Source organism: Streptomyces sp. NBC_00250, from assembly GCF_036192275.1.
Taxonomy (GTDB): domain Bacteria; phylum Actinomycetota; class Actinomycetes; order Streptomycetales; family Streptomycetaceae; genus Streptomyces.
This window is the reverse complement of record NZ_CP108088.1, coordinates 3,125,269-3,146,415: the sequence shown is the minus strand read 5'-3', so window position 1 is coordinate 3,146,415 and position 21,147 is coordinate 3,125,269. Positions and strand designations below refer to the sequence as shown.

General features: G+C 68.5%; 22 protein-coding genes and 1 tRNA gene. 19 read left to right on the top strand and 4 right to left on the bottom strand.

The genetic code is table 11. From position 1 onward, the window contains the following. The first annotated feature begins 556 nt into the window (after window positions 1–556). The 3 genes from OG259_RS13915 to OG259_RS13905 all read left to right on the top strand — a co-directional run bounded on the left by OG259_RS13915 (window position 557) and on the right by OG259_RS13905 (window position 4,068). Entirely contained in the window at window positions 557–1,936 is a 1,380-nt protein-coding gene (locus OG259_RS13915) for an AlbA family DNA-binding domain-containing protein (RefSeq protein WP_328942553.1), read from the top strand. 1,101 nt (window positions 1,937–3,037) lie between these two features. Continuing rightward, the gene (locus tag OG259_RS13910; protein ID WP_328942552.1) at window positions 3,038–3,487 is read left to right on the top strand and encodes a GntR family transcriptional regulator; all 450 of its coding nucleotides are present in this window, start codon (window positions 3,038–3,040) and stop codon (window positions 3,485–3,487) included. An 11-nt stretch (window positions 3,488–3,498) separates the two neighbouring features. Further along, window positions 3,499–4,068, top strand: a complete 570-nt coding sequence (locus tag OG259_RS13905) for an HD domain-containing protein (RefSeq protein WP_328942551.1) — start codon at window positions 3,499–3,501, stop codon at window positions 4,066–4,068. Here OG259_RS13905 and OG259_RS13900 read toward each other — a convergent pair. After that, on the bottom strand, window positions 4,056–4,529 hold the full coding sequence (locus OG259_RS13900) for an NUDIX hydrolase (protein WP_328942550.1): 474 nt from the start codon (window positions 4,527–4,529) through the stop codon (window positions 4,056–4,058). The two genes, OG259_RS13905 and OG259_RS13900, sit on opposite strands and share 13 nt — an antisense overlap. Then, window positions 4,526–5,296, bottom strand: coding sequence for a helix-turn-helix domain-containing protein (locus OG259_RS13895; RefSeq protein ID WP_328942549.1), 771 nt, complete (start codon window positions 5,294–5,296; stop codon window positions 4,526–4,528). The genes OG259_RS13900 and OG259_RS13895 overlap by 4 nt, the downstream gene beginning before the upstream one ends. A gap of 712 nt (window positions 5,297–6,008) precedes the next feature. On the opposite strand from OG259_RS13895, the gene OG259_RS13890 reads away from it, so the two are divergent. The 13 genes from OG259_RS13890 to OG259_RS13830 all read left to right on the top strand — a co-directional run bounded on the left by OG259_RS13890 (window position 6,009) and on the right by OG259_RS13830 (window position 16,539). Continuing rightward, window positions 6,009–6,302 carry a hypothetical protein gene (locus OG259_RS13890; protein ID WP_328942548.1) on the top strand — a complete coding sequence of 98 codons (294 nt, stop codon included), beginning with the start codon at window positions 6,009–6,011 and terminating at the stop codon, window positions 6,300–6,302. Continuing rightward, window positions 6,299–6,490: a hypothetical protein gene (locus tag OG259_RS13885; RefSeq protein ID WP_328942547.1), complete on the top strand. Its 192-nt coding sequence runs from the start codon at window positions 6,299–6,301 to the stop codon at window positions 6,488–6,490. The genes OG259_RS13890 and OG259_RS13885 overlap by 4 nt, the downstream gene beginning before the upstream one ends. Next, window positions 6,487–7,512, top strand: a complete 1,026-nt coding sequence (locus OG259_RS13880) for a DUF2637 domain-containing protein (RefSeq protein ID WP_328942546.1) — start codon at window positions 6,487–6,489, stop codon at window positions 7,510–7,512. Before OG259_RS13885 ends, OG259_RS13880 begins: the two co-directional genes overlap by 4 nt. After that, a complete protein-coding gene (locus OG259_RS13875; RefSeq protein WP_328942545.1) occupies window positions 7,509–8,159 on the top strand; it encodes a GGDEF domain-containing protein in 651 nt (216 codons plus the stop codon). The genes OG259_RS13880 and OG259_RS13875 overlap by 4 nt, the downstream gene beginning before the upstream one ends. Continuing rightward, on the top strand, window positions 8,156–8,491 hold the full coding sequence (locus OG259_RS13870) for a hypothetical protein (RefSeq protein ID WP_328942544.1): 336 nt from the start codon (window positions 8,156–8,158) through the stop codon (window positions 8,489–8,491). Before OG259_RS13875 ends, OG259_RS13870 begins: the two co-directional genes overlap by 4 nt. Before the next feature lie 76 nt (window positions 8,492–8,567). Continuing rightward, window positions 8,568–10,793 (top strand): cell division protein FtsK, encoded by a 2,226-nt coding sequence (locus OG259_RS13865; RefSeq protein WP_328942543.1) that lies wholly within the window; start codon window positions 8,568–8,570, stop codon window positions 10,791–10,793. A 139-nt stretch (window positions 10,794–10,932) separates the two neighbouring features. Further along, window positions 10,933–11,184 carry a hypothetical protein gene (locus OG259_RS13860; RefSeq protein WP_328942542.1) on the top strand — a complete coding sequence of 84 codons (252 nt, stop codon included), beginning with the start codon at window positions 10,933–10,935 and terminating at the stop codon, window positions 11,182–11,184. Window positions 11,185–11,207: 23 nt separating this feature from the next. Beyond that, a complete protein-coding gene (locus tag OG259_RS13855; RefSeq protein WP_328942541.1) occupies window positions 11,208–11,402 on the top strand; it encodes a hypothetical protein in 195 nt (64 codons plus the stop codon). A gap of 15 nt (window positions 11,403–11,417) precedes the next feature. Beyond that, window positions 11,418–12,026 (top strand): hypothetical protein, encoded by a 609-nt coding sequence (locus tag OG259_RS13850; RefSeq protein WP_328942540.1) that lies wholly within the window; start codon window positions 11,418–11,420, stop codon window positions 12,024–12,026. A 3-nt stretch (window positions 12,027–12,029) separates the two neighbouring features. Next, window positions 12,030–12,488, top strand: coding sequence for a hypothetical protein (locus OG259_RS13845; RefSeq protein ID WP_328942539.1), 459 nt, complete (start codon window positions 12,030–12,032; stop codon window positions 12,486–12,488). Between the two features lie 86 nt (window positions 12,489–12,574). Then, entirely contained in the window at window positions 12,575–14,554 is a 1,980-nt protein-coding gene (locus tag OG259_RS13840) for a DUF3987 domain-containing protein (protein WP_328942538.1), read from the top strand. A 354-nt stretch (window positions 14,555–14,908) separates the two neighbouring features. Beyond that, window positions 14,909–15,079 carry a helix-turn-helix transcriptional regulator gene (locus OG259_RS13835; RefSeq protein WP_376317246.1) on the top strand — a complete coding sequence of 57 codons (171 nt, stop codon included), beginning with the start codon at window positions 14,909–14,911 and terminating at the stop codon, window positions 15,077–15,079. Further along, complete coding sequence (locus OG259_RS13830; protein WP_328942536.1) at window positions 15,076–16,539, top strand: tyrosine-type recombinase/integrase; 1,464 nt, start codon at window positions 15,076–15,078, stop codon at window positions 16,537–16,539. The genes OG259_RS13835 and OG259_RS13830 overlap by 4 nt, the downstream gene beginning before the upstream one ends. Before the next feature lie 39 nt (window positions 16,540–16,578). On the opposite strand, the gene OG259_RS13825 is transcribed toward OG259_RS13830, so the two are convergent. Both OG259_RS13825 and OG259_RS13820 read right to left on the bottom strand, forming a co-directional pair. Continuing rightward, window positions 16,579–17,391, bottom strand: coding sequence for a DUF4231 domain-containing protein (locus tag OG259_RS13825; RefSeq protein ID WP_328942535.1), 813 nt, complete (start codon window positions 17,389–17,391; stop codon window positions 16,579–16,581). 229 nt (window positions 17,392–17,620) lie between these two features. Continuing rightward, a tRNA-Arg gene (locus OG259_RS13820) sits at window positions 17,621–17,692 on the bottom strand. A gap of 43 nt (window positions 17,693–17,735) precedes the next feature. Here OG259_RS13820 and OG259_RS13815 point away from each other — a divergent pair. From OG259_RS13815 to lysA, 3 genes are all read left to right on the top strand, one after another. Then, entirely contained in the window at window positions 17,736–18,347 is a 612-nt protein-coding gene (locus tag OG259_RS13815) for a response regulator (RefSeq protein WP_443051962.1), read from the top strand. 351 nt (window positions 18,348–18,698) lie between these two features. Continuing rightward, window positions 18,699–19,721: an ArgS-related anticodon-binding protein NrtL gene (nrtL, locus tag OG259_RS13810; protein WP_328942534.1), complete on the top strand. Its 1,023-nt coding sequence runs from the start codon at window positions 18,699–18,701 to the stop codon at window positions 19,719–19,721. A gap of 12 nt (window positions 19,722–19,733) precedes the next feature. Beyond that, window positions 19,734–21,125, top strand: a complete 1,392-nt coding sequence (gene lysA, locus OG259_RS13805) for a diaminopimelate decarboxylase (RefSeq protein WP_328942533.1) — start codon at window positions 19,734–19,736, stop codon at window positions 21,123–21,125. Window positions 21,126–21,147: the final 22 nt, after the last annotated feature.

The window sequence follows — 21,147 nt, the reverse complement described above, 5'->3', positions numbered from 1 at the left end:
CATCCGGGCGGGGGCCGTACATCCGAGCCGTCGTACACGCACCACGGCACGCGGCCGGTCAGTTCCAGCCCGTCCAGGGTCACGCGCGGACCGTGGACGGCGTCAGCCGCAACGCAGAAGAGCCGGCCAGCGCCGTCGACGTACGCGCAGACGGCGGGTACCGCTGCCTGAAAGCCGAGTTGGAGGCCGTGGACCGGCCGAGACACGGACCCGACCTGCGTCGACGCGAACAGCCCACGCCCCCTGACGGGCAGCGGCTCAGCACGGCACACGCCTGCACATACAACAAGACCCCGCGCTCAGCGTTTCCGCTGATCACGGGGTCTGTGTGGCACTTCCTGCGAAGTGCCCCCGGCAGGATTCGAACCTGCACACACGGCTCCGGAGGGCATGACTGTGCAGCGACAGACCCTGCCGCTGAGCTGCAGAGACATCCAATCTAGCTCTCTCATGCGCCAGGCTCACGCGTTGCTCACGCGCAGCGGGGCACTGCCTAGCGTGGAACGATCCTGGAGAAACCCTGAAACCGCGGCGATCTCTCGGCTAGCGTCCATCCATGTTGTATCGCTCGCGCCGTCTCGAAGCGCTTCTGGGTGGTCCTTTGGACGCCATCAGCTATGAGGACATTGCTGCTCTAGTCGACAACCCAGAGGCGGCGGAGGCAGAAGATCTGGACTACAAGCGGGAGCTGCCGGCCGCCGACGACAAGGGCAAGGAAGAGTTGGCGAAGGACGTTGCTGCCTTCGCCAACCACATTGGCGGAGTGCTCATAGTCGGCATGGCCGAGGCACAGGGCGTCCCGTCGAAGGTCATGGACTGCGACATCTCCGACGCCCACCAGCGCCACCTACAGCAGGTCGTCGCCCGTAACACGGCTCCGGCTGTGCGCTTCGACATGCGTGCCCTCCACAAGCCGGGGGAGCCGGGGCAAGGGTTCTTGCTACTCGCGGTCCCTCGTAGTCCGTATGGGCCGCATGCCGTAACTGCGCCGCCTACAAAGCGGAGCGAGACAACCTTGCGCTATCCGCGCCGCGGTGCGAGTAAGACCGAGTGGCTGACAGAAACTGATGTGGCTACCGCCTACCACCGCAGGTTCAGCGATGCCTCGCATCGTGGACGACGCCTCGCCGTCGTTGAGCAGGAACTCCTCCACACTCTCCCAGCGAGCAACGTTGCTCACCTGATCGTGACGGTGTGTCCGGAAGTGCCCGGCGACATGCAGATCACTCGCGACTCATACGGTCGTTACAAGGAGGAGCTGCTTTCTGGGGGACGCCTCCTGGGGGAGGCTGCCTCTGTATTTGACGAGGTGCGGATCGGTTCTCGCCGTCTTGTGGCCAGTGGTGGCGATCCGCGAAGCTACTGGTACAACCAATGCGAGTTGCACCGAGACGGATCCGGAAGTTGGGCCATGCGTATTGGTGGCCGTATGTCAATCGTTGACGGTGTCGAGTTCTGGTGGACTGATCCCGACACTGTCGTTTACGAGCTTCTTTCTGCCCTTCACGGGCTCGGAGTCCACGCCCGAGATAGGTCTGGTTCAACCGGGACTGCGGTTATTAAGGCGGCGCTCGTCGATGCCCCTCATTCGCACCCTAGTGGTCCGTCGAAGCCTCAGATGACCCCTATGCCGCCTTTTCGAATCGATCGCTATAACACTCAACTTGGGACGCGGTCCCCGCTGAGTACTCAATTCTGTGCCTATGCAGACAGTCAATCTGCGGCTCTCCTGGACGACCTTGCTGATGGGGGAACTGGCCTCGTTCAGGCGGGTGCGTTGGTGGCGGATGAACTGTTCCATGCATTCGGAATTGCTGAAGCCTCGCCCGTCACAAGGGATGGCGAGATCCGATCGGAGGAGTGGTCGCCGGAGCTCAGGAGGAACATTTGTCGATGGGCTGAAGCTCACCAGATCAGTGTGCTCGGGTCGAGGTGAGGGTGGAACAGCGGATCTCTTGCATCGTGTGGCGTATCCTGCGCATATGGGCTCGGTTCAATCGGGGACACCGCAGGCGCTCATGGGTGTACCGCCAGCAAAGTCTGAATCAATTGCGGGCATCTCTCCGCAAGCTAGGCCTCGATGATCTTTCGACGCCAGGAATCCGGACAGCTTTCAGGACGTGGAGATATCCAGCAGGCTCCACGCTCATTGCTGTTCTCTCGGTCTGGCTTCTAAGTAAAGTGATTGGGTTAGTTGCGCGACTAATTCATGACGCATCCGTTAAGTGGAAGTTCGAGACTCTCGAAAGGGTGATGAAACACTATTTCTGGGTGCTCAGTCAAGGTAATTCCCCTCTCGGGGTATTGAACCTTCTTGATTTCGCGCTTCTGGTTTCTTTGGGTCTCTTTACTCTTGGGGTTCCATTCATCTGGTTGGCGCATCGGTGGCCTGACTATCGCCTCAGGATCGTTCAGGAGGTCATCCTTTGTGTACGGCTTTGCGCCAGGGCTGAGTGCGCCGGTATCGGTCGACGTCCATCAATCGTGCGGTCGCTTGATCGGAGCTGTCGTCAGATTGAGCGACTGATCCTGCGGTCGCATCGAACGATCGGATCCGTCCCCCGGCGTAGCACTAGGCGAACTCCGATTAAGCAGCATGCGGGGCTGGTTGCTGGTGTGATTCGGCAGCGGCTTCAGCGGCTGGATTCAGAACCTGACGTTGCTTTTCGCGAGTTGGCGCGTGCTCTGACTTTAATTGCCGAGAATTATTCATCCGGGCGCGCAGGGGCATTGCTTTCTGATGAGATGCTGGCGGGAGTTCACCCGGTTTCTCGATTTGTCAGTGCTTGGAGGGAATCCGCTCATGTCGCCTTGGCTATTGTTGCGGCGATGGTGGCAGCGACCGCTGCTTCGCTTGCACTTCCTGCGCTCGGTGTAAAGGATGACGTCATTCCCTGGCTGACTCTCGGATTTGCAGTGCTGGCTGCAGTCCTCGTTGCTGGGTGGAGGAGGGTGTCCGGAATCTTGGGGTCGCTCCCCGTGTAGGGGTAGGTGGTGAGACCCTTGAGCTAAGGGTTCACTGGCGAGAGGGGGCGGAGTGGCAGCAGCCAGCCCGCGTGGAACTTACCTAGTCATCTCTGAGATCTTGCGGAAGGGGATCAAGGAAGGTGAGTTCGTTGAGGTGCTGCCGTCCGAGGCGGATCTCGTTGACGCGCACGGGGTCTCCCGCAACACGATCCGTCGAGCCCTTCACCTTCTCGAAGGGGAGGGCCTCCTTGAGTCAGCGCCGGGGGTCGGCTGGCGTGTTTCGCGAGAGGGCGGCGCCCCCCGGACCCTCGCTGAGCGCATGGCTGACCTGATCGGTGAGGATTCGCTAGTGGTTGGCGATGCCTACCCGTCTGAAGCAAGCCTCTGCAAGCGCTTCGGCGCCTCTCGGACGGCTGTGCGCCGTGTGCTTGCGCAGATGGAGGGGATCGGCCTGCTCGACACGGTGCATGGCAAGGGGCGGACCGTGCGCGCACTCCCGGGATCTCCTGAACGGCCGTAGCCTTGCCGTTTATGGGGCTTACTGAGTGGGCGTACTCGCTCTCCGAATCGATGTTGTCCGAGCCGCTGCCACGTCGTTGGGCGCACTCCCTCGGCGTTGCCAAGCGGGCTCGGTCCCTGAGCCCGATCCTCGGTGGTGACGCCGAGCTGCTGGAGGCCGCGGCCGTTCTGCACGACGTCGGGTACTCGCCGGCCATCGCGACCACCGGCTTCCACCCGCTCGACGGGGCTCGGTTCCTTCGAGAGCAAGAGGGTGCCGACGAGCGCGTGGTGCGGCTCGTAGCGCATCACTCCTGTGCGCTCCTAGAGGCTGAGGAGCGAGGGCTCCGGCATGAGCTTGAGACTGAGTTCGCGCTTGAGCGGCCCGAGCTTGTGGACGCGCTGATCGTCTCCGACATGACGACGACGCCCGACGGTGGGCACACCACTCCAGTCGCTCGGCTGGACGAGATCGTGCAGCGGTACGGGCCGGACACCATCGTGGGGCGGTTCATTCAGCGCGCGGCGCCCGAGATCTACGCCGCCAACGAGCGGGTGGAGCGTCGTATGGCAGCTGCCGCGGCCGGCGCTCAGCCGAGGTAGGGCTCCCGTCGCGACTCGTCCAGGCCGTGCTGGATGCGCAGCCTCATGGACGGGTGGATGTCCAGGTCATCGAGGTCCGCTGGGTTCACCCAGCGGACCTCCTTCGATTCGCTGCTCGTGCGAAGGGACCCGCCGACCGGGTGGGCTCGGAAGCAGATGGAGAACTGCTGACGGACCTCTCCGTCGTCGTACGCCAGGACGTGATCCGGGTCCGTGTAGAGGCCGACGATGTTGTCCACCTCCACCTCGATCCCCGTCTCTTCCCGGACCTCCCGGACCGCGGTGTCACTGATTCGCTCACCGATGTCATGCCCCCCGCCAGGAAGAGCCCACAGGTCGTTGTCGGTCTTGTGGATGAGGAGGAGCCGTCCCTCGCCGTCGCGTACGACGACCGTCACGGACGGCACCACCGAGTTGGCCTTTGGAGCGGCGGGGTCGCGGAAGTAGTCGATACGGCTCATGCGTCCGAGCCTCCCAGGTCAGTGGGCGAGGTGATGGGGCGGGCGCTCTCCCAGACCCGTTCGATGCTCTCGGCGTAAGCGTCGAAGAGCTCGCCGCCGGCCACCCGCTGGATGTGCAATACCGGCGCCATGTACGCGCCGACGCCGTACAGGTGCCCGTTCGCGAGCATCTGGTCATCCGCGCGATAGAGGGAGTTGTAGAGCGTGGTGGAGTGGAGGCGGAACTCCACGCCGGGGAGTCCGAAGAGTGGCGCATAGTTGACCAGGGCATTTCGGATCTTGCCTGCCATGGCCCCGCCGATCCCCTCGTCGGCTCCGCGCACTGCCACCGCAGCTGAGTCGGGGTCGCCGAGCATGAACCGGACCGGGATGCCGGCGGCCGACTTTTCCTTGACGACCTGGTGGAAGGCCGCGTCCTCGGTGAGCCAGAACCCCGAATAGACCAGGACGTCGAAGGACCGCTGAGCGCCGGCGTAGAGCTGCGTCCAGAGCCGATTCGGCACGACCGAGCGGTGAGGGTAGAGCTTGATCAGCTCGGCGTTGCCCGCCTCGGTGACCTCCGCGGACGTCCGTTCCTCAGCCCATAAGTAAGACATCTCGCGTTGGAGGAGCGAGGCCGTCGCGTACTTGAATCGGCGGTACGGCTGGCGCTTGGGGTCATTGATCCAGCGCTCGACTGTCTTCGCCGATACCCCGAGCCGCTCGGCGACCTGATCGAGCGTCATGCCGCTTTCGATGATGGCGCCGCGCAGTCGTTCGTTGGCCATGCCGCACTCTCCCACCCGTGGGACGACTTGGGACGACTTCACCGTAGCCAAGTCGTCCCGCAGCCGTACATGCGTGGAGTCCAGCGTCTGCCCTGATCAGGCCAAGCTTGAGACATCGAGCGGGGCGGGTTCACGAACTCCTTGAAAACCAAGGGACTTGACGACCCCAACCCGTCTCTCCATGATGAGGAACAGGTAATACATGTACCTCATCGGGCTTCGGTCCGAAGAGAGGTGCTGTCTGCAAGCACAGGGCGGGGACGCTGCAATCCCGCTAAAGGCCAGGTGGAACAGGGTTTCGGCCCGTACTGGCGAGGTGGCCCGGCGACCGCGAGCAACGGCCGGAGGGTGGGGACACAGGTCCCCCTTGCAGTGCTTCATCCGATCCAACCGACCGAGGGGGTCTCCATGTATCGACGAAGACTCTGGGCGTCGCCCGTGCTCGACCGGCACGGCGGCCACGCCTACCGCGTCCCCTGATCCGCTGCTTCGACGCACCGGGATAGCCGGTGACTCGCGGACGTCAGGTCACCTGCGCAGCGGCTGCTGCGGCCGGTTGCCTCCCTCGCCCGTCCGGGCCCCGCACGGGGTGCCGTACGGGCGAGGCAGGGGGAGCCGGAGAGATTCCGACCCCGCCGCGCTGGGGTGGCTGCCTCTCACCACGGACCGAGGCCACCCAGCGCCCCTTCGACAAGTTCAGGAGCGATCAGCCATGCGTACATTCATCGGCGGCCATCAGGCCGTCAGCGCCAACGACTTCGTGGAACTCGCCCTCGGCACCCCGGTGGAGCTGTGGCTCGGGGTGGAGGGCGAGAGCGAGGAGGAGCGCGCGGCTCGTCTGGACGCGGCTCGGGACATCCTCGCGGACAACCCGAACCTGCCGGACGAGGTGAGCCGAGTCGCCGCCGAGGCGATCGAGGCGTTCGCGCCGGAGCTGTTCAACGTCATCCCGCTGGTACGGCCGGCGGCCCGCCGCCCCCGTTCCCGGAAGGGAGCGGCGGCATGAGCGCCCGGGTGCCCTGGGGCCCGGAGCTGGTTCTCGTCTGGCTCGGCTCGCTGATCGCGGTGGGCAGCGCCGGGGGCGCTGTTGCGGCTCATCAGGCGTGGCTGTTCGCCGCGGCGGTTCTCGGGTTCCTCATCCAGCACATCGGCTGGGCGGTTCGGAACCGGAAGCTCTTCGGCGGTGTGCGATGACGATCGCGATCACCAACGAACGGTCGGCGGTGCCGCCGCTGACCCGCCCCGAGATGGGCCTCGCCGGTATCGGCGCGCTCGCCGCGGCTGGCGTCGGAGCCCTCGGGCTCATCTCCTCCTTCGATGCCGTGTCGGCCGCCGCGCTGCGGTGGGGCTTCGGCGAGCCGTGGATGCTGCCGGTCGGCATCGACGTGGCCATTCCGGTGTTCACGGTGGCCAACCTCCTGCTGATCCGGATGGACATGGCCCTCGCGTGGGTGCGATTCGTGCCCTGGGTCCTGACACTGATCACCTGCGGCCTGAACGTGGCCGCCGGGCACGGCATGTGGGCCAAGCTCGCGCACGGCACGATGCCGCTGCTGTGGGTGGTGTTCTCCGAGATCGGCGCCCACATCTACGCCGTACGGATCGGGGCCGCGACCGGGCGCCGAATGGACAAGATCCGGGCCTCGCGGTGGCTGCTGGCCTTTCCCTCCACGTTCTCGCTGTGGCGACGGATGACGCTGTGGGAGATCACCTCGTACGCCGACGCGCTCTCCCGCGAGAAGGAGCGGCAGCTCGCCCGCGCCGACCTGCGCGAGACCTACGGCTGGCGGTGGCGGTCGAAGACCCCGCGCCGCGAGCGTGTCCTCCTGCGGCTCGGGGAGCTTGCCCCCGACGGGCCTGTGGAGGAGCCGGAGCAGGAGCTTGCCGTGCCGCCCGTGCCGCCGCCGACCGAGGAGCAGGACGAGCCGAAGCCGCGCAAGCGCACCACCCGTCAGAAGCCCAAGGGGGCAAAGCCGCCGCGTTCCGCGGCGGAGCTGCTGGCCGAGGCCCGCGAGCTGACCGCCGACTGGCCGCTGGCGGGGATCAACGCCGAGGCGATCCGGACCGCACTGCACTGTTCGGCAGCCAACTCTCGCGTTCTGCGGGACAAGTTGCTCGCCGAGCGGGCCAGCCGTCCGGATCTCCACTCCGTCGACACGAACGACGCCAGCGACACGGACGAGTCCGCTCAGACGGCCGAGGAGGTCGCCGCATGAACACCCTTGCCACGATCCTCGCCGCAACCGGCCCGCTCGCGGCCGGATGGTCCGGCCACGTGCTGTGGCTGCGCCGTCGTCTCCGCACCGCCCGGCGCGACCCGCTGACCGGGCTGCGGACCCGAGAGGGCTTCACCCGCCGGGCCGCTGCGCTCCTGCGTGACGACAGGGCGGTGGTCGTCCTCGCGGACGTCGACCACTTCAAGCAGATCAACGACCGCCACGGCCACGCGGCCGGCGACACCCTCTTGAAGGCCACCGCCGACCGGCTCGCCCACTACGTCGGCCCGAACGGTGTCGCCGGGCGCCTCGGCGGCGACGAGTTCGCGGCTGTCGTCCTGGACACCGACGGAACGGTCGCGGACCTGCTCGCCGTCCTCCACGGGGTACTGGCTCGTCCTGCCGACAAGGCCAACCCGCACGTGGCCACCACGGTGTCCCTCGGCTGGGTCCGCGCCGTCGACTTCCCCGGCGAGGACCTCTCCGCGCTCCTCGGCCGGGCCGATGAGGCCATGTACGCGGCCAAGCAGAGCCGCGCCGGGATCAAGGGGGCCCGGCTGGGTCGGCTGCTCTCGGCGGTCGCCGGCCGCCGGTCGGGACGCCGAGGTGCCCCGACCGGGGCACCGGCGGTGGGGGCGGCGGCATGACGCCGGGCCCGCTCGCCGCCGCCGACCTCTTCCACACCGTGATGGAGGCCGCACAGCACCGCTGCCAGTGCGCCGGCGCATGCGGACAGCCCCACACGAAGGGCGAGGGGCGCTGTACCCGCGAGCACGGCCGCCACGCGGGCAAGCACAGTGGCCCGATCCGCCTCATGGCCGCCGCGGCCGACCCGCTCACCACCGAGCTCGCCGCCGCGGCACTGCCCGCGAGCGAGCTGCGCGCCTGGTGCCCGCCCTGCTTCGCCGCCGCCCGCCGAACCGCCCAGCGTGCCGCCGCGGCGCCCGGCGCCGACCAGGGCGGCCTGTTCGACCTGTGAGTCACGGGGTCCGGTCACGACCGACCAAAGCAGCGGCCGGATCCCGCCATCCCTCTCAAGAGAAGGAAGAGTCTCAGTGAAGCACCCCGACGACGAGAACGACTTCTTCGACCGACTTGAAGCCGACATGGCCACCACCGGGTCGCCCGACTCTGGGGCCGATGTGGTCGACCTCGACAAGGCACGATCCGCCCGCACCGAGTCGGCAAACTCCACCGCCGACGCGTCGCCCGACTCCCCCACGGACGAGTCGGCCGACGAGTCGGGTGACCCGTCGGCCCGCCGGTTGGTCGACGGTCCGGCGCTCGCCGGGCCCGGATACCTCGGCCGACTCGCGGGCGCGAAGCGGCGACGGATCGTCCCCGCGTGGCTGCGGTCGACGGCCGAACTCAAGACCGCCGCCCGCTGGGTCGCCAGCCACTACACCCACCTCGCCGGGTACCACGCGCTCCGCTCCCCGGTCTATGCCGGGCGCCTCGCGCTCCAGGCCCCGCGCGGGGCTGCGAAGTTCGTCGGCGGCACGATGCGCTGGGTCGCCGACCGCGAGGGCGAGCCCGTCCGACTCGCCGCTGTCCGACGCGAGGACGCGGCGGAGTACCTCAAGCTGTCGCGGCAGCGCGACGGCCGCGTCCGGCTCCGGGCCCTGGTCGCCACCCTCGCCACGCTGATCGGCATGGGCGCCGCGCTCGCCCTCTACGTCCTCGCCCCCGGCTGGCTCCAGGTCGTCTCGGTCGGCGCGCTGCTGCTCGCCCTCGGGTCGGCCGGCGGCCAGGCAGACGCTCCGGTCATCAACCGGGCCGTGGAGGTCACCAAGGCGCCCAAGCTCACCAGCGACATCGTCCTCCGCGCGCTGGGGGCGCTCGGCATCCCGGCGATCAACCAGGCACAGGGCAAGGGCCGGGACGGCTTCACGTTCACCGCCCCGATCACCCGCGACGGGCCCGGCTGGCGTGCAGAGGGCGACCTCCCGTACGGCGTGACCGTCACGGACGTGATCGAGCGCCGCGACAAGCTCGCCTCCGGTCTGCGCCGCCCGCTGGGCTGCGTCTGGCCCGAAGCCGTGCCGGAGGAGCACACCGGCCACCTGGTGCTGTGGGTCGGCGACCAGGACATGTCGACCGCGCGGAAGCCCGTGTGGCCGCTGCTCAAGAGCGGGGCCACGGACCTGTTCAAGCCGGTCGCCTTCGGCACCGACCAGCGCGGACGCTGGGTGGAGATGACGCTCATGTACATCGCCGCCGTCATCGGCGCGATCCCCCGCATGGGCAAGACGTTCCTCCTGCGCCTGCTGCTCCTGATCGCCGCCCTCGACCCGCGGGCCGAGCTGCACACCTACGACCTCAAGGGCACCGGCGACCTCGACCCGGTCGGCGAGCGCGTCTCGCACCGCCACCGCGCCGGAGACGACGAAGAGGACATCGAGTACGCCCTCGCCGACCTGCGGGAACTGCGGGACGAGCTTCGACGCCGGGCGAAGATGATCCGCTCCCTGCCCCGGGACATCTGCCCGGAGTCGAAGGTCACCAGCGAACTGGCCAACATGAAGAACCTGGGACTCCACCCGATCGTCGTCGGCGTGGACGAATGCCAGGTCTGGTTCGAACACCCCAAGCACGGCGCGGAGTTCGAGGAGATCTGCACCGACCTGGTCAAGCGCGGCCCCGCCACCGGCATCGTGCTGCTGCTCGCCACCCAGCGCCCCGACGCCAAGGCTCTGCCGACCGGCATCAGCGCGAACGCGTCGGCCAGGTTCTGCCTCAAGGTCATGGGCCAGCTGGAGAACGACATGGTCCTCGGCACGTCCTCGTACAAGCGAGGCGTGCGGGCCACGATGTTCTCCTGGAAGGACAAGGGCATCCACTACTTCGTCGGCGAAGGAGCGGACGCCCGGATCGTCTCCTCCGTCTACGTCGACGCCCCCACCGCCGAGACCATCGGCCTGCGGGCCCGCAAGCTCCGCGAACAGGCCGGCACCCTCTCCGGCCACGCGCTGGGGGAGTCGTTCGAGACCGCCGAGACCAGCGCGTACGACCTGCTGCGCGACATCCTCGCCGTCGTCCCCGCCGAAGAGCCCAAGGTCTGGTCCGAAGTCGTCGTGGCCCGGCTCGCCGAGCTGCGCCCCGACGTCTACGGCGGCTGGGACCCCGAGGGACTGGCCGCCGCCCTCAAGCCGCACGGCATCTCCACCACCCAGGTGTGGGGCAAGACCGAGAGCGGCAAGGGCGCCAACCGGCGCGGCATCGAGCGCTCCCGCATCTCCGCTGCCATCGCGGACCGTGACGGAAACCGGGACGCGAGCTGACGCGGATCGCCGCTAGACCTAGCAGCAAGCCCCGCTAGGTCTAGCGGCACCGCTAGCACCCCATACCGCATCTGATCAGCACGCTAGTTCCTAGCGGGCTGACCTGCGCATACCCGGAAACCCACCGGAGAGGTCCCCGATGACCCCCTTCCTCGCCGCTAGCGCACTCCTGTTCGTCATCACACTCGGTTACGTCGCTCTGTGTGCGGCCTCGCCGTTCGGCAACTGCCGCAAGTGCAACGGACTCGGCTTCGCCCTCAAGACGGACCGCAAGGGCAAGCCCAAGCGCGGCAAGACCTGCCGCCGCTGCAAGGGCGACGGCATCCGCATACGCGTCGGACGCCACCTGTTCAACATCGCCGCCCGCGTCCACCGCGACGGCACCCGCTGACCCCGCAACGACAGGAGCCTGACATGAACTTCGAGATCTCCGCCGTCCTGCTCTTCGGCGCTGCGTCCGTCTTCGCCGTGAAGAGCAAGTCCTCCGGGGCCGGCGCCGCCATCGTGCTCTTCCTCTTCGGGTTCTTCGCCGCCGGGACCGGGGCGTACGAGCCGATCGCCAACCTCGTCCAGTCCTCCGCCACGGCCCTCTCCGACCTCGCCAACTAGCCGAAGGAGCCCGCGATGAACGAGCCGATCACCGTCCCGCACTGGCTCACCACGGCCACGCCGAAGGTGGCCCCCGCCCTCGCCACGTCCACGGTCCTGGTCCTCGGCCGGATCTGGAACGCCAACGGTGCCGAACACTCCGTCGGCAACGCCGCCCTCATGGTGGTCCTCGCCGCCGGAGCCGCCACGGCCGGCGCCTTCGCCGCGGCCGGTCACCGCGGGGACAGCACGCTCGCCGGAACCGCGTTCGCGACCTCGGGCGGTCTCGCCTTCGCCGGGGTCGCCGGATACGCCGACGGACTGTCCCTGCCGCTCCTGCTGTGGGTGCTCGCCACCGCCGTCGCCTACGGGCTCGCCGCCCGCTACTGGCGCACCGATCGCCGCGCCACCGTCGCTCACGAGCGGCACACGGCCGAGCGGCGCGAGGACCACGCCCACATCGAGCGCGTGGAAGCCCTGCGCGCCGGAGCCCAGATCGAGGCCGCCCGCACCGGCGCCCTCTACGCCGAGCAGCTCGCCACCGCCCTCCTCACGCGCGCGGCCCTGCCCGGCTTCGACCCGCATGCCCTCACCCGCGCCGGACTGCCCGAACTCCCCGCCATCGAGACCACCAAGGAGCACTGACCCATGTTCGAGATCCGCGTCATCTGCGACCCCGACGACACCGACCGGGTGACCGCCGCGCTCGGCGGCACCTTTGCCACGGGCGCCGTACGCCAGTACGCGACCCGCGACGGCAAGCGCGAGCGTCTCTACCTCACCGCCGACCTGCGGGCCGAACGGTGGCCGACGCCCGAGGAGGCTTACGCGCTCGCCCCGAGCATCATCAGCGAGATCGGCTGGACCGCCGGCACCGCGGCCGACAAGCCGTTCGGCAAGGGTCTCGGCCGCGAGTTCTGGCTCCGCAAGGCCGCGCTCCTCGACCGCATCGCGCTGAGCGACGAGAGCGAGCGCGTACGGAGCGACGCGGCGGAGATGGCCACCGAGGCGGCCCGCCGCCTCATGGACAGCGACGACACCGCGGTCATCTGTGACCCCCGCGCCTACGCCCGCCAGCAGTACGAGCGGTGGCTCAGGCAGAAGTAGCTGTGCCCGGGGCGGTCGCCTCTCACCACAAGACCGCGACCGCCCCGGCTCTCCGTCCCTTCGACAGAAACAGGAGAAACCCCAGCATGACACCTGAGCCTGCCCATGGGCAGTACGCCCCCGTGGTGCCGCTGCACAGCGTGCCCGACGGCACGGAGCGGATGGCACCGCACGACCGGGAAGCCGAACAGGCCGTCGTCGGCGCACTCATGCTCGCGCCCGGCGTCATCGGCGACGTGAACGGCTCGATGGACCCGGCCGACCACTACGTGCCCGCCCACGAGACGATCCACCGCGCGATCCTCGCCCTGCACGCCCAGGGCCAGCCCGTGGACCCGATCACCCTCGGGCACCACCTGGAGCAGACCGGCGAACTCGTCAGCGCGGGCGGCCGGCCCTACCTCCACACCCTCATCCAGGCCGTGCCCTCCACGGCCAACGCCACCTACTACGCCGAGATCGTCCACGACCTCGCCCGGCGCCGCCGGAGCATCGAGGTAGGCACCCGCATCGTCCAGGCCGGCATGTCGGCCGAGGCCACCGAGGACGACCTCCGCGAGGCTCTCGCGCTCGGCGCCGCGACCGTCCCGGCCGCGTGGCCGGAACCGATCCCGCTGGACCGGCAGCCGAAGCTGCCGCCGTTCCCCGTCGATGCCCTCCCCGGCTGGGTCTCGGACTTCGTCGTTGCGCTCGCCGAGGAGACCCAGACGCCGGTGGACCTCGCGGGCGCCCTCGCTCTCTCCGTCCTCGCGACCGCGGCCGGAGGCCGGGCCGTCGTCCAGGTGCGCGGGCGGTGGCGCGAGCCCACGAACCTCTTCGTTGTCGTCGCCCTCGGCCCGGCCAACCGGAAGTCCGCCGTCTTCGCAGCCATGACCGCCCCGCTCTACGAGGCGGAGAACACGCTCGTGGAGGGCTCCCACCTCACGATCGTGGAGGCCGAGGTCACCGCCCGCATGGCCCGCGAGGCCGCCGACAAGGCTGCCGCTCAAGCCGCCAAGGCGGAGGGCCCCGAGCGGGACAACCTGGTGGCCGAGGCAATCGGCCTCGCCCAGACCGCCGAGTCCCTGACTGTGCCGCCGCGCCCGCGGCTCCTCGCGGACGACGCCACCCCCGAGACCGTCACCACTCTGCTCGCCGAGCAGGGTGGCAGGCTCGCGGTCATGTCCGCCGAGGGCGGCATCTTCGACATCATCGCCGGGCGGTACTCCGGCGTCCCCAACATGGAGGTCTTCCTCAAGGGCCACGCCGGCGACCGGCTGCGCGTCGACCGCCGGACCCGTCAGGAGTTCATCGAGGCCCCCGCGCTCACCATGGGGCTCGCCGTCCAGCCCAGCGTCTTGGAGGACATCGGCAAGAACCGCGGCTTCGACGGCCGCGGCCTGCTCGCCCGCTTCCTCTACTGCCTGCCGGAATCCCTGGTCGGCTACCGGAAGATCGACCCGGACCCCGTCCCGCCCGCCGTTGGTGCGACGTACGAGCGGAACGTTTTCGCTCTCACGCTCAAGCTCGCGGACTGGACCGATCCCCTCGTGGTTCAGGTGGGCCCCGAGGCCGATGCCGCCCTGGTCGCGTACGCCGAGCGCATCGAGCCGCAGCTCCGGGCTAAGGGCGGACGCCTCGGGCACATCGGCAAGTGGGCAGGCAAGGTCATCGGCGCCACGGCCCGCATCGCCGGGCTGCTCCACCTGGCCGACCACATCGACGGCGGCACCAACAAGCCCATCAGCGCGGCGACCATGCAGTCCGCGATCGAGTTGGCGGACTACTTCACCGCCCACGCTTTGAGCGTCTTCGATCTCATGGGGGCGGACGCCACCCTCGCCCGCGCCCGTACCCTCCTGTCGGTCCTGGAAGACAACGGCTGGGAGAGCGTCAGCCGACGCGACCTGTTCAGCAAGGTCTCGCGCTCCGCCTTCCCCACGGTCGCCGAGCTGGAGCCCGCCGCCGCCGTCCTGGAGGACCACGGCTACATCCGGATCGAGACCCCGCCCCGGACCGGCAAGCGAGGCCGTCCCCCGGCGCCCCGCTACTTCATCCACCCCTGCGCCCGAGGGGCTCGGGCGTGAGCCACCGCGTGCTCTCCTGCCTTGGCCCCTTGCCGCGTAAATCGCAGAATCCGCAGAAGACCCCGGCCGCCCCCGCCCACCTGCGGCGGCGGCCCCTCGGCGTCGTCGCCGCAGAAGTCCCTGAAACATCCGCACTAATGGGCACTCGGCTCCTGGGTCGTCCCGCCGTACTCATCGGCACCGGTTTCTGTGGCGATTCCCGAGACTTTTGCGGCAGCCACCGCCGCACCCCCAATGCCGCAGGTCAGACCTCAGATCCGCTGCAATTTGCGGCCTCCGCGGTTTTTGCGGCGCCCGTCAGTCCCGTACTGCTCAGCCAGATGAGGAGGACCCGAGCCCATGGCGCGTGACGAGATGCTCACCATCGACCAGGTCGTGGAGGAGATCGGAGTACCCCGCGCGACCTTCTACAGGTGGCGTCAGCTGAAAAAGGGCCCCAGGTCGATCAAGCTCCCGAACGGCTCCGTCCGCATCCGCCGCTCCGAGCTGGAGCGCTGGATCGAGACCCTGGAGGACGCAGCGTGACCCACCGCAAGACCAGCACGACGACGGGCGCCCACAACAGTGGGCGCCCGCCCGTTTCCGAAGCCGCCACACTCTCCACCGACGTCAGGGTGTGGAAGGTCAGCCAGGTACGCAGCAAGAAGGCTCCGTACCAACTCCGTTGGAAGGTCGCCGGCCGGGTGAAGACGGCCAGCTTCGCCACGGTCACCCTCGCCGAGAGCCGCCGCTCCGAACTGTGGCAGGCGATGCGAAAGGGCGAAGCTTTCGATGCCGAGACCGGGCTCCCGGAGTCCGAACTCCGGGCCGCGGCCGCGAAGGAGAACCAGCGCCCCGACCCGTCGTGGTGGGAGTTCAGCCGCGAGTACATGGCGAGCCGCTGGCGCACGGCGGCGGCCAAGACGCGGGAAGGCCTCGCCGACAGTCTCGCTACGGTGGCGCTCGCGATGGCGGAGGCTGGGAAGAAGGCGCCGCAGCCGGAGGAGATCCGACTCGCGATGCGGTGGGCGGTCGTTCCGGCGCACGATGAGGAGGACCCGCCGCGCGAGCTGGCTGTGGCCTGCCAGTGGCTTCAGCACCGTTCGCTCCGGCTGTCGGCCCTCATGGACCCGAAGGTGGTCCGGGATGTGCAGTACCGGCTTTCCTTCAAGCTGGACGACACTCCGGCGGCGGGGGAGACGTACAAGCGCCGGCGTCGCGGCTTTAACACGGCGATGGAGTATGCGATCGAGTGCGGGTATCTGGAGGAGAACCCGCTCCACGGACTCAAGCGCTCTGGTCCCACGAAGGGCGACGTCGTCGACCCCCGAGTTCTGGTGAACCCCGTCCAGGGTGCCGAGCTGCTGACGGCGGTCTCGTACGTAGGCTCCGTCCACCGCAACCGCGGTCGCCGCCTGGTCGCGTTCTTTGCCTGCCAGCTCTACGCGGCGATGAGGCCGGCCGAGGCCGTCGGTCTCAGAGAGAAGGACTGCCACCTCCCCGACACCGGATGGGGAACCCTCACGCTGAGGGAGACCCGCCCGGTGTCCGGAAAGAGGTGGACGGACTCGGGGGAACGCCACGATAAGCGCGGTCTCAAGTCCCGGGCGCCGAAGGCGGATCGCCCGGTCCCGATCCCGCCCCTCCTGGTCATGATGCTCCGCGCCCACATAGCGGAGTTCGGCGTGGCAAAGGATGGCCGGCTCTTCGCAAATGAGCGTGGCGGGGTCCTCGGGACCTCCAGCTACTGGAGGGTCTGGCAGGAGGCCCGCCCGCTCGCTCTCCCATCCGAAAAGGTCGACTCCCCATTGGCGCACAGGCCGTACGACCTCAGGCACACGTGCATCACGAACTGGCTCAATGCCGGAGTTCCGGTGGCTGAGGTCGCCCGCCGGGCGGGAAACTCGCCGGAGGTTATTCACCGTAGGTACGAGGGCTGCCTTGACGGCCAAGAGGATCGATACAACAGGAAGATCGACGAGGGTATGGGTTGGGTGGCACGCTGAATCGATGGCGATCTCAATGACCGTGATAGAGCTAGGTGGCTAGAGAGAATGGGGCCTCTGCTGTGAAACGGCCTCCGGTGGCTGTTCCAGCTGAAGCTCCTTCTTTCTTTGCTCTTCTCGAATTCTTTCGAGCTCTTCTGCGAAGGCCGAAGATGCTTCGTCGGGTGCAAGATTTCTGTAGCGCCGAATCCTGAGGCTGTAAGCCTGCACTTCCTGATCTATCGAGTCCGCGGTCTGCTGAAGATTTAGGCTGCGTTCACGAAACTTAAAGTAGGCAATGACTCCGGCCGAGATGCTTACTAGGGCGCTTAGGCCGACAGCGATCCAGCTCCAGATGCCCTGCTCGGCAGCGGCTGTCGTGCTGACGGATGTGAGGATAGACCCGACGATCACTGTGAGTTGGAATAGATTGTGGCGGCTGCGATACCTCTCCGCGCTCTTCCTGTACTCGTCGCGAAGATCCGGAATGGAGCGATAATACTCCTGGAATGGTTGAGACGTGGCTGCTTCAGTTTCCGTGGCGACTTCGAGAGATCTCCGTTCTGCTTGAGCTTGTAGCAGCTCGACGGTCTTGGCGCGCTCGAAGGACCGGTTGACATTCCAGAATGCCACGGAAAGGAGGATCGATATGATCGTTACGATCGTCCCGAGAGTGTTCAGTGCGGGTCGCCCGCTGCCCGGCTTGGAGAAGTCGATCAGCATATTTCCGGCTACGATTGCGCCGATCAAGAGAGGGTTACCAAGGCCGATCCAGGCAAGGGCCCATCTTTTGGAGAAGTGCGTAGCCGAAACTTCGGCTTCCAGTTCAATAATGCGCTGGTCGATAGTCAGTAGTGGCGATGAGCTGGCCATGGTCCCCCCGGCGTGCACGTCAACGGCCTGAGCAGGGAAGGGTAGTGGAGGGCTGCCCCCTGCGCGGGTGTTGCGTCGGGAGCGTGTAGTGGGTGGGGTGGTCACGCGCCACTCACGCGCGACCAGTGCCAGACAACGAAGAAGGGCCGGACTCAGTGAGACTGAGTCCGGCCCTTCATCTTCGGCACTTCAGCAGGTCAGCGTCTTGATCACGCTGTCCGGGCTGGAGTGCCCCCGGCAGGATTCGAACCTGCGCACACGGCTCCGGAGGCCGTTGCTCTATCCCCTGAGCTACGGGGGCGTCCGCCGCGTTCGGCGGCGACGGGTAGAACCCTACCAGCTCTGTGGGAGTGGCTGTGAACAGGTATTTCCGGGGTGTCACCAGGGGCTGGGTCCCCCGCACGGGTCAGAAGTGGGTAAAACCCGGACGCAGCCGTTCGGGGCGGCCTACTCTCGTTCGTGTGTCAGGCGTGTCCGGTCGGGTGCTCGTTGTCGACGACAACAAGGTGATCCGGCAGTTGATCAGGGTCAATCTCGAACTCGAGGGGTTCGAGGTCGTGACCGCGGCCGATGGTGCCGAGTGTCTGGATGTCGTACATCGGGTTCGTCCTGATGTCGTCACCCTGGACGTCGTCATGCCCCGCTTGGACGGGATCAAGACGGCCGAGCGGCTACGTGCCGATCCGCGGACCAGTCATCTGCCGGTCGCGATCATCAGCGCCTGCGGTGAGCACGAGGTCTCCGGTGGGGCCGCCTCCGGCGTCGACGCCTTCCTCGCCAAGCCCTTCGAGCCCTCCGAGCTCGTGCGCGTCGTACGTCAGTTGATGCACCGCGAGCGGCGCGAGCGGCCGGAGGCGGCCGGGCCGGACGGGCCGGACGGGGGAGAGGAGCCGGCCGCAGTCGACGGCCGGCCAGACCCCCGACACGCCGGGAGCACCACCGGCCCGCACCAATGAGCCCGGCCCTCGCACCCCGGCCTGTGCACCACTGAGCCCGGCCCGCGTCACCGAGCCGGCCCGCACCGCGGAGTCGATCCGCACCGCCGAGCCGGCCCCGGACCACTGAGCCCGGCCCCTCCGCGCCGTCCTCCCCCGCACTGCCCCCGCCGAGTTCCGCCCGCACCGAGCCGAGCCTCTCCTCGCCCACGTGCCCCCACCGGGCCGAGCCTCTCCTCGCCCACGTGCCCGCACCGGGCCGAGCCTCTCCTCGCCCACGTGCCCCCACCGGGCCGAGCCTCTCCTCGCCCAGGTGCCCGCATCGCGAAACCGGTTCGCGTGAGGCCCCCCCTCCTCCCCTAGGCTTGTCCCGTGACCCCCGCGGACCTCTCCCTCACCGTGCTGCACGCCGTGCGCCGTGCGGTCGACGACGGTGCGCTGCGGGTCGACGTACCCCCGACGGTCAAGGTCGAGCGTGCTCGGCCCGGTGGTGCCGGGGAGTACGCCAGCAGCATCGCGCTCTCCCTCGCCCGGTCCGCCGGGCGTCCCGCCCTCGATGTCGCCGGGATCCTGGAGGAGCGTCTCCGTGACGCTCCCGGGCTTCGCGAGGTCGTGATCACCGGGCCCGGATTCCTGAACTTCTCCCTTCGGCGCGACGCCGACGCCGAGCTCGTACGGGCCGTCCGCGAGGCCGGGGACTCGTACGGGAGCAGTGACGCGCTCGCCGGGACCACCGTCCGTTTCGCCGGTCCGCCCGACCTGACAGAGTCGCGGGCCCTGCTCGTCACCGAGACCGTCGTCCGGCTCCTTCGGTCGCAAGGCGCCGACGCCGGGTTCGCCGGGTTCTCCGGACCGTCCGACGACGAGCGGGGCGAGAGCGTCGAGCGGGTCGAGCGGATCCATGTGCACCCCGGCGCCCACCAGGGCGAAGTCCTCGGTGTCGACGCCGCTCGCTGGGCGCTGCTCCGGCCCTCGCCCCAGGACCGGCCCCTCGACGGGCCTCCCCTTCTCGTGCAGCACGAGCGCAACTCGCTCTTCCGCGTCCGGTACGCGTACTCCCGGGTGCGGAGGCTGCTCGTCAACGGGCGGCAGCTCGGTGTCGTTCCGGTGTACGAGCACGATGCGCCCCTCCACGCACCCGAACTTCTCGGCGTCCTCCGCGACCACCCCGTCGTTCTTCTCGCCGCCGCTCGCCACCGCGCCCCCGACCGGGTCGCCCGGCACCTGGAAGCCACCGCCGACGCGCTGCTCGCGTTCCAGCACACCGTTCTGCCGCTCGGCGACGAGAAACCCTCGGCCGCCCACCGTTCCCGGCTCGCGCTCGCCGAAGCCGCCGGGACGGTGCTCGCCGGTGGCCTCTCCGTGCTCGGCATCAGCGCACCCGAACGGATTTGAAAGAGTTCTGACATGAGTCGTTCCGCCCATCCCGCAGGCCCTCGCCACGCCGACGTCCTCCCCGAAGGCCACTACACCGCGCCCGCCGCCGACCTCAACGTCCTCGACCCCAAGGTGTGGTCCCGGACCGTCGAGCGGGACGAGCACGGGGTCGTCACCGTCGGCGGGCTGAGCGTGACCGACCTCGCCGAGGAGTTCGGGACCCCCGCCTACTTCCTCGACGAGACCGACTTCCGGGCGCGCTGCCGCGCCTGGGCCGAGGCCTTCGGCAAGGACGCCGACGTGTTCTACGCGGGGAAGGCGTTCCTCTCCCGGGCCGTCGTGCGGTGGCTCAAGGAGGAGGGGCTGAACCTGGACGTGTGCTCCGGCGGCGAGCTCACCACCGCCCTCTCCGCCGGGATGCCCGCCGAGCGCATCGCCTTCCACGGCAACAACAAGAGCGAGGAGGAGATCCGTACGGCCGTCGAGGTCGGCGTGGGGCGGATCGTTCTCGACTCCTTCCAGGAGATCGTTCGCGTCGCCCACATCGCTCAGGGGCTCGGCAAGCGCCAGCGCGTGCAGATCCGGGTGACCGTCGGCGTCGAGGCCCACACGCACGAGTTCATCGCCACCGCGCACGAGGACCAGAAGTTCGGCATCGCGCTCGCCGGGGGACAGGCCGCCGAGGCCGTGCGCCGGGCGCTGAAGCTCGACGGTCTCGAGCTCATCGGCATTCACTCGCACATCGGCTCGCAGATCTTCGACATGGCCGGCTTCGAGGTGTCCGCGCGGCGGGTCGTCCAGCTGCTCGCCGAGGTCCGTGACGAGCACGGGGTCGAGCTGCCCGAGATCGACCTCGGCGGCGGTCTCGGCATCGCGTACACCTCCGAGGACGACCCGCGCGAGCCGCACGAGATCGCGAAGGCGCTGAGCGAGATCGTGACGCGGGAGTGCGAGGCCGCCGGGCTCGCAACGCCTCGCATCTCCGTCGAGCCGGGGCGCGCCATCGTCGGGCCCACCGCCTTCACGCTCTACCGGGTCGGCACCATCAAGCCGCTCGAAGGGCTGCGGACGTACGTGAGTGTCGACGGCGGCATGTCGGACAACATCCGCACCGCGCTGTACGACGCCGAGTACAGCGTCAACCTCGTCTCGCGGACCAGCGACGCCGCGCCCATGCTCTCCCGGGTCGTCGGCAAGCACTGCGAGAGCGGCGACATCGTCGTACGGGACGCCTTCCTCCCCTCGGACCTGGCGCCCGGCGACCTCATCGCCGTGCCGGCCACCGGTGCGTACTGCCGCTCCATGGCCAGCAACTACAACCACGCGCTCCGGCCGCCCGTCGTCGCCGTTCGTGACGGCGAGGCCCGGGTGATCGTCCGGCGTGAGACGGAGGAAGATCTCCTGCGTCTCGACGTCGGGTGATGAAATAGTCGAGTGATGAAAT

What these genes read in the sequence shown, in the direction of transcription:
- OG259_RS13915 (WP_328942553.1), top strand. Translation starts at nt 557, where the DNA reads ATGTTGTATCGCTCGCGCCGTCTCGAAGCGCTTCTGGGTGGTCCTTTG.
- OG259_RS13905 (WP_328942551.1), top strand. Translation starts at nt 3,499, where the DNA reads ATGGGGCTTACTGAGTGGGCGTACTCGCTCTCCGAATCGATGTTGTCC.
- OG259_RS13900 (WP_328942550.1), bottom strand. Translation starts at nt 4,529, where the DNA reads ATGAGCCGTATCGACTACTTCCGCGACCCCGCCGCTCCAAAGGCCAAC.
- OG259_RS13895 (WP_328942549.1), bottom strand. Translation starts at nt 5,296, where the DNA reads ATGGCCAACGAACGACTGCGCGGCGCCATCATCGAAAGCGGCATGACG.
- OG259_RS13890 (WP_328942548.1), top strand. Translation starts at nt 6,009, where the DNA reads ATGCGTACATTCATCGGCGGCCATCAGGCCGTCAGCGCCAACGACTTC.
- OG259_RS13885 (WP_328942547.1), top strand. Translation starts at nt 6,299, where the DNA reads ATGAGCGCCCGGGTGCCCTGGGGCCCGGAGCTGGTTCTCGTCTGGCTC.
- OG259_RS13880 (WP_328942546.1), top strand. Translation starts at nt 6,487, where the DNA reads ATGACGATCGCGATCACCAACGAACGGTCGGCGGTGCCGCCGCTGACC.
- OG259_RS13875 (WP_328942545.1), top strand. Translation starts at nt 7,509, where the DNA reads ATGAACACCCTTGCCACGATCCTCGCCGCAACCGGCCCGCTCGCGGCC.
- OG259_RS13870 (WP_328942544.1), top strand. Translation starts at nt 8,156, where the DNA reads ATGACGCCGGGCCCGCTCGCCGCCGCCGACCTCTTCCACACCGTGATG.
- OG259_RS13860 (WP_328942542.1), top strand. Translation starts at nt 10,933, where the DNA reads ATGACCCCCTTCCTCGCCGCTAGCGCACTCCTGTTCGTCATCACACTC.
- OG259_RS13855 (WP_328942541.1), top strand. Translation starts at nt 11,208, where the DNA reads ATGAACTTCGAGATCTCCGCCGTCCTGCTCTTCGGCGCTGCGTCCGTC.
- OG259_RS13850 (WP_328942540.1), top strand. Translation starts at nt 11,418, where the DNA reads ATGAACGAGCCGATCACCGTCCCGCACTGGCTCACCACGGCCACGCCG.
- OG259_RS13845 (WP_328942539.1), top strand. Translation starts at nt 12,030, where the DNA reads ATGTTCGAGATCCGCGTCATCTGCGACCCCGACGACACCGACCGGGTG.
- OG259_RS13840 (WP_328942538.1), top strand. Translation starts at nt 12,575, where the DNA reads ATGACACCTGAGCCTGCCCATGGGCAGTACGCCCCCGTGGTGCCGCTG.
- OG259_RS13835 (WP_376317246.1), top strand. Translation starts at nt 14,909, where the DNA reads ATGCTCACCATCGACCAGGTCGTGGAGGAGATCGGAGTACCCCGCGCG.
- OG259_RS13825 (WP_328942535.1), bottom strand. Translation starts at nt 17,391, where the DNA reads ATGGCCAGCTCATCGCCACTACTGACTATCGACCAGCGCATTATTGAA.
- lysA (WP_328942533.1), top strand. Translation starts at nt 19,734, where the DNA reads ATGAGTCGTTCCGCCCATCCCGCAGGCCCTCGCCACGCCGACGTCCTC.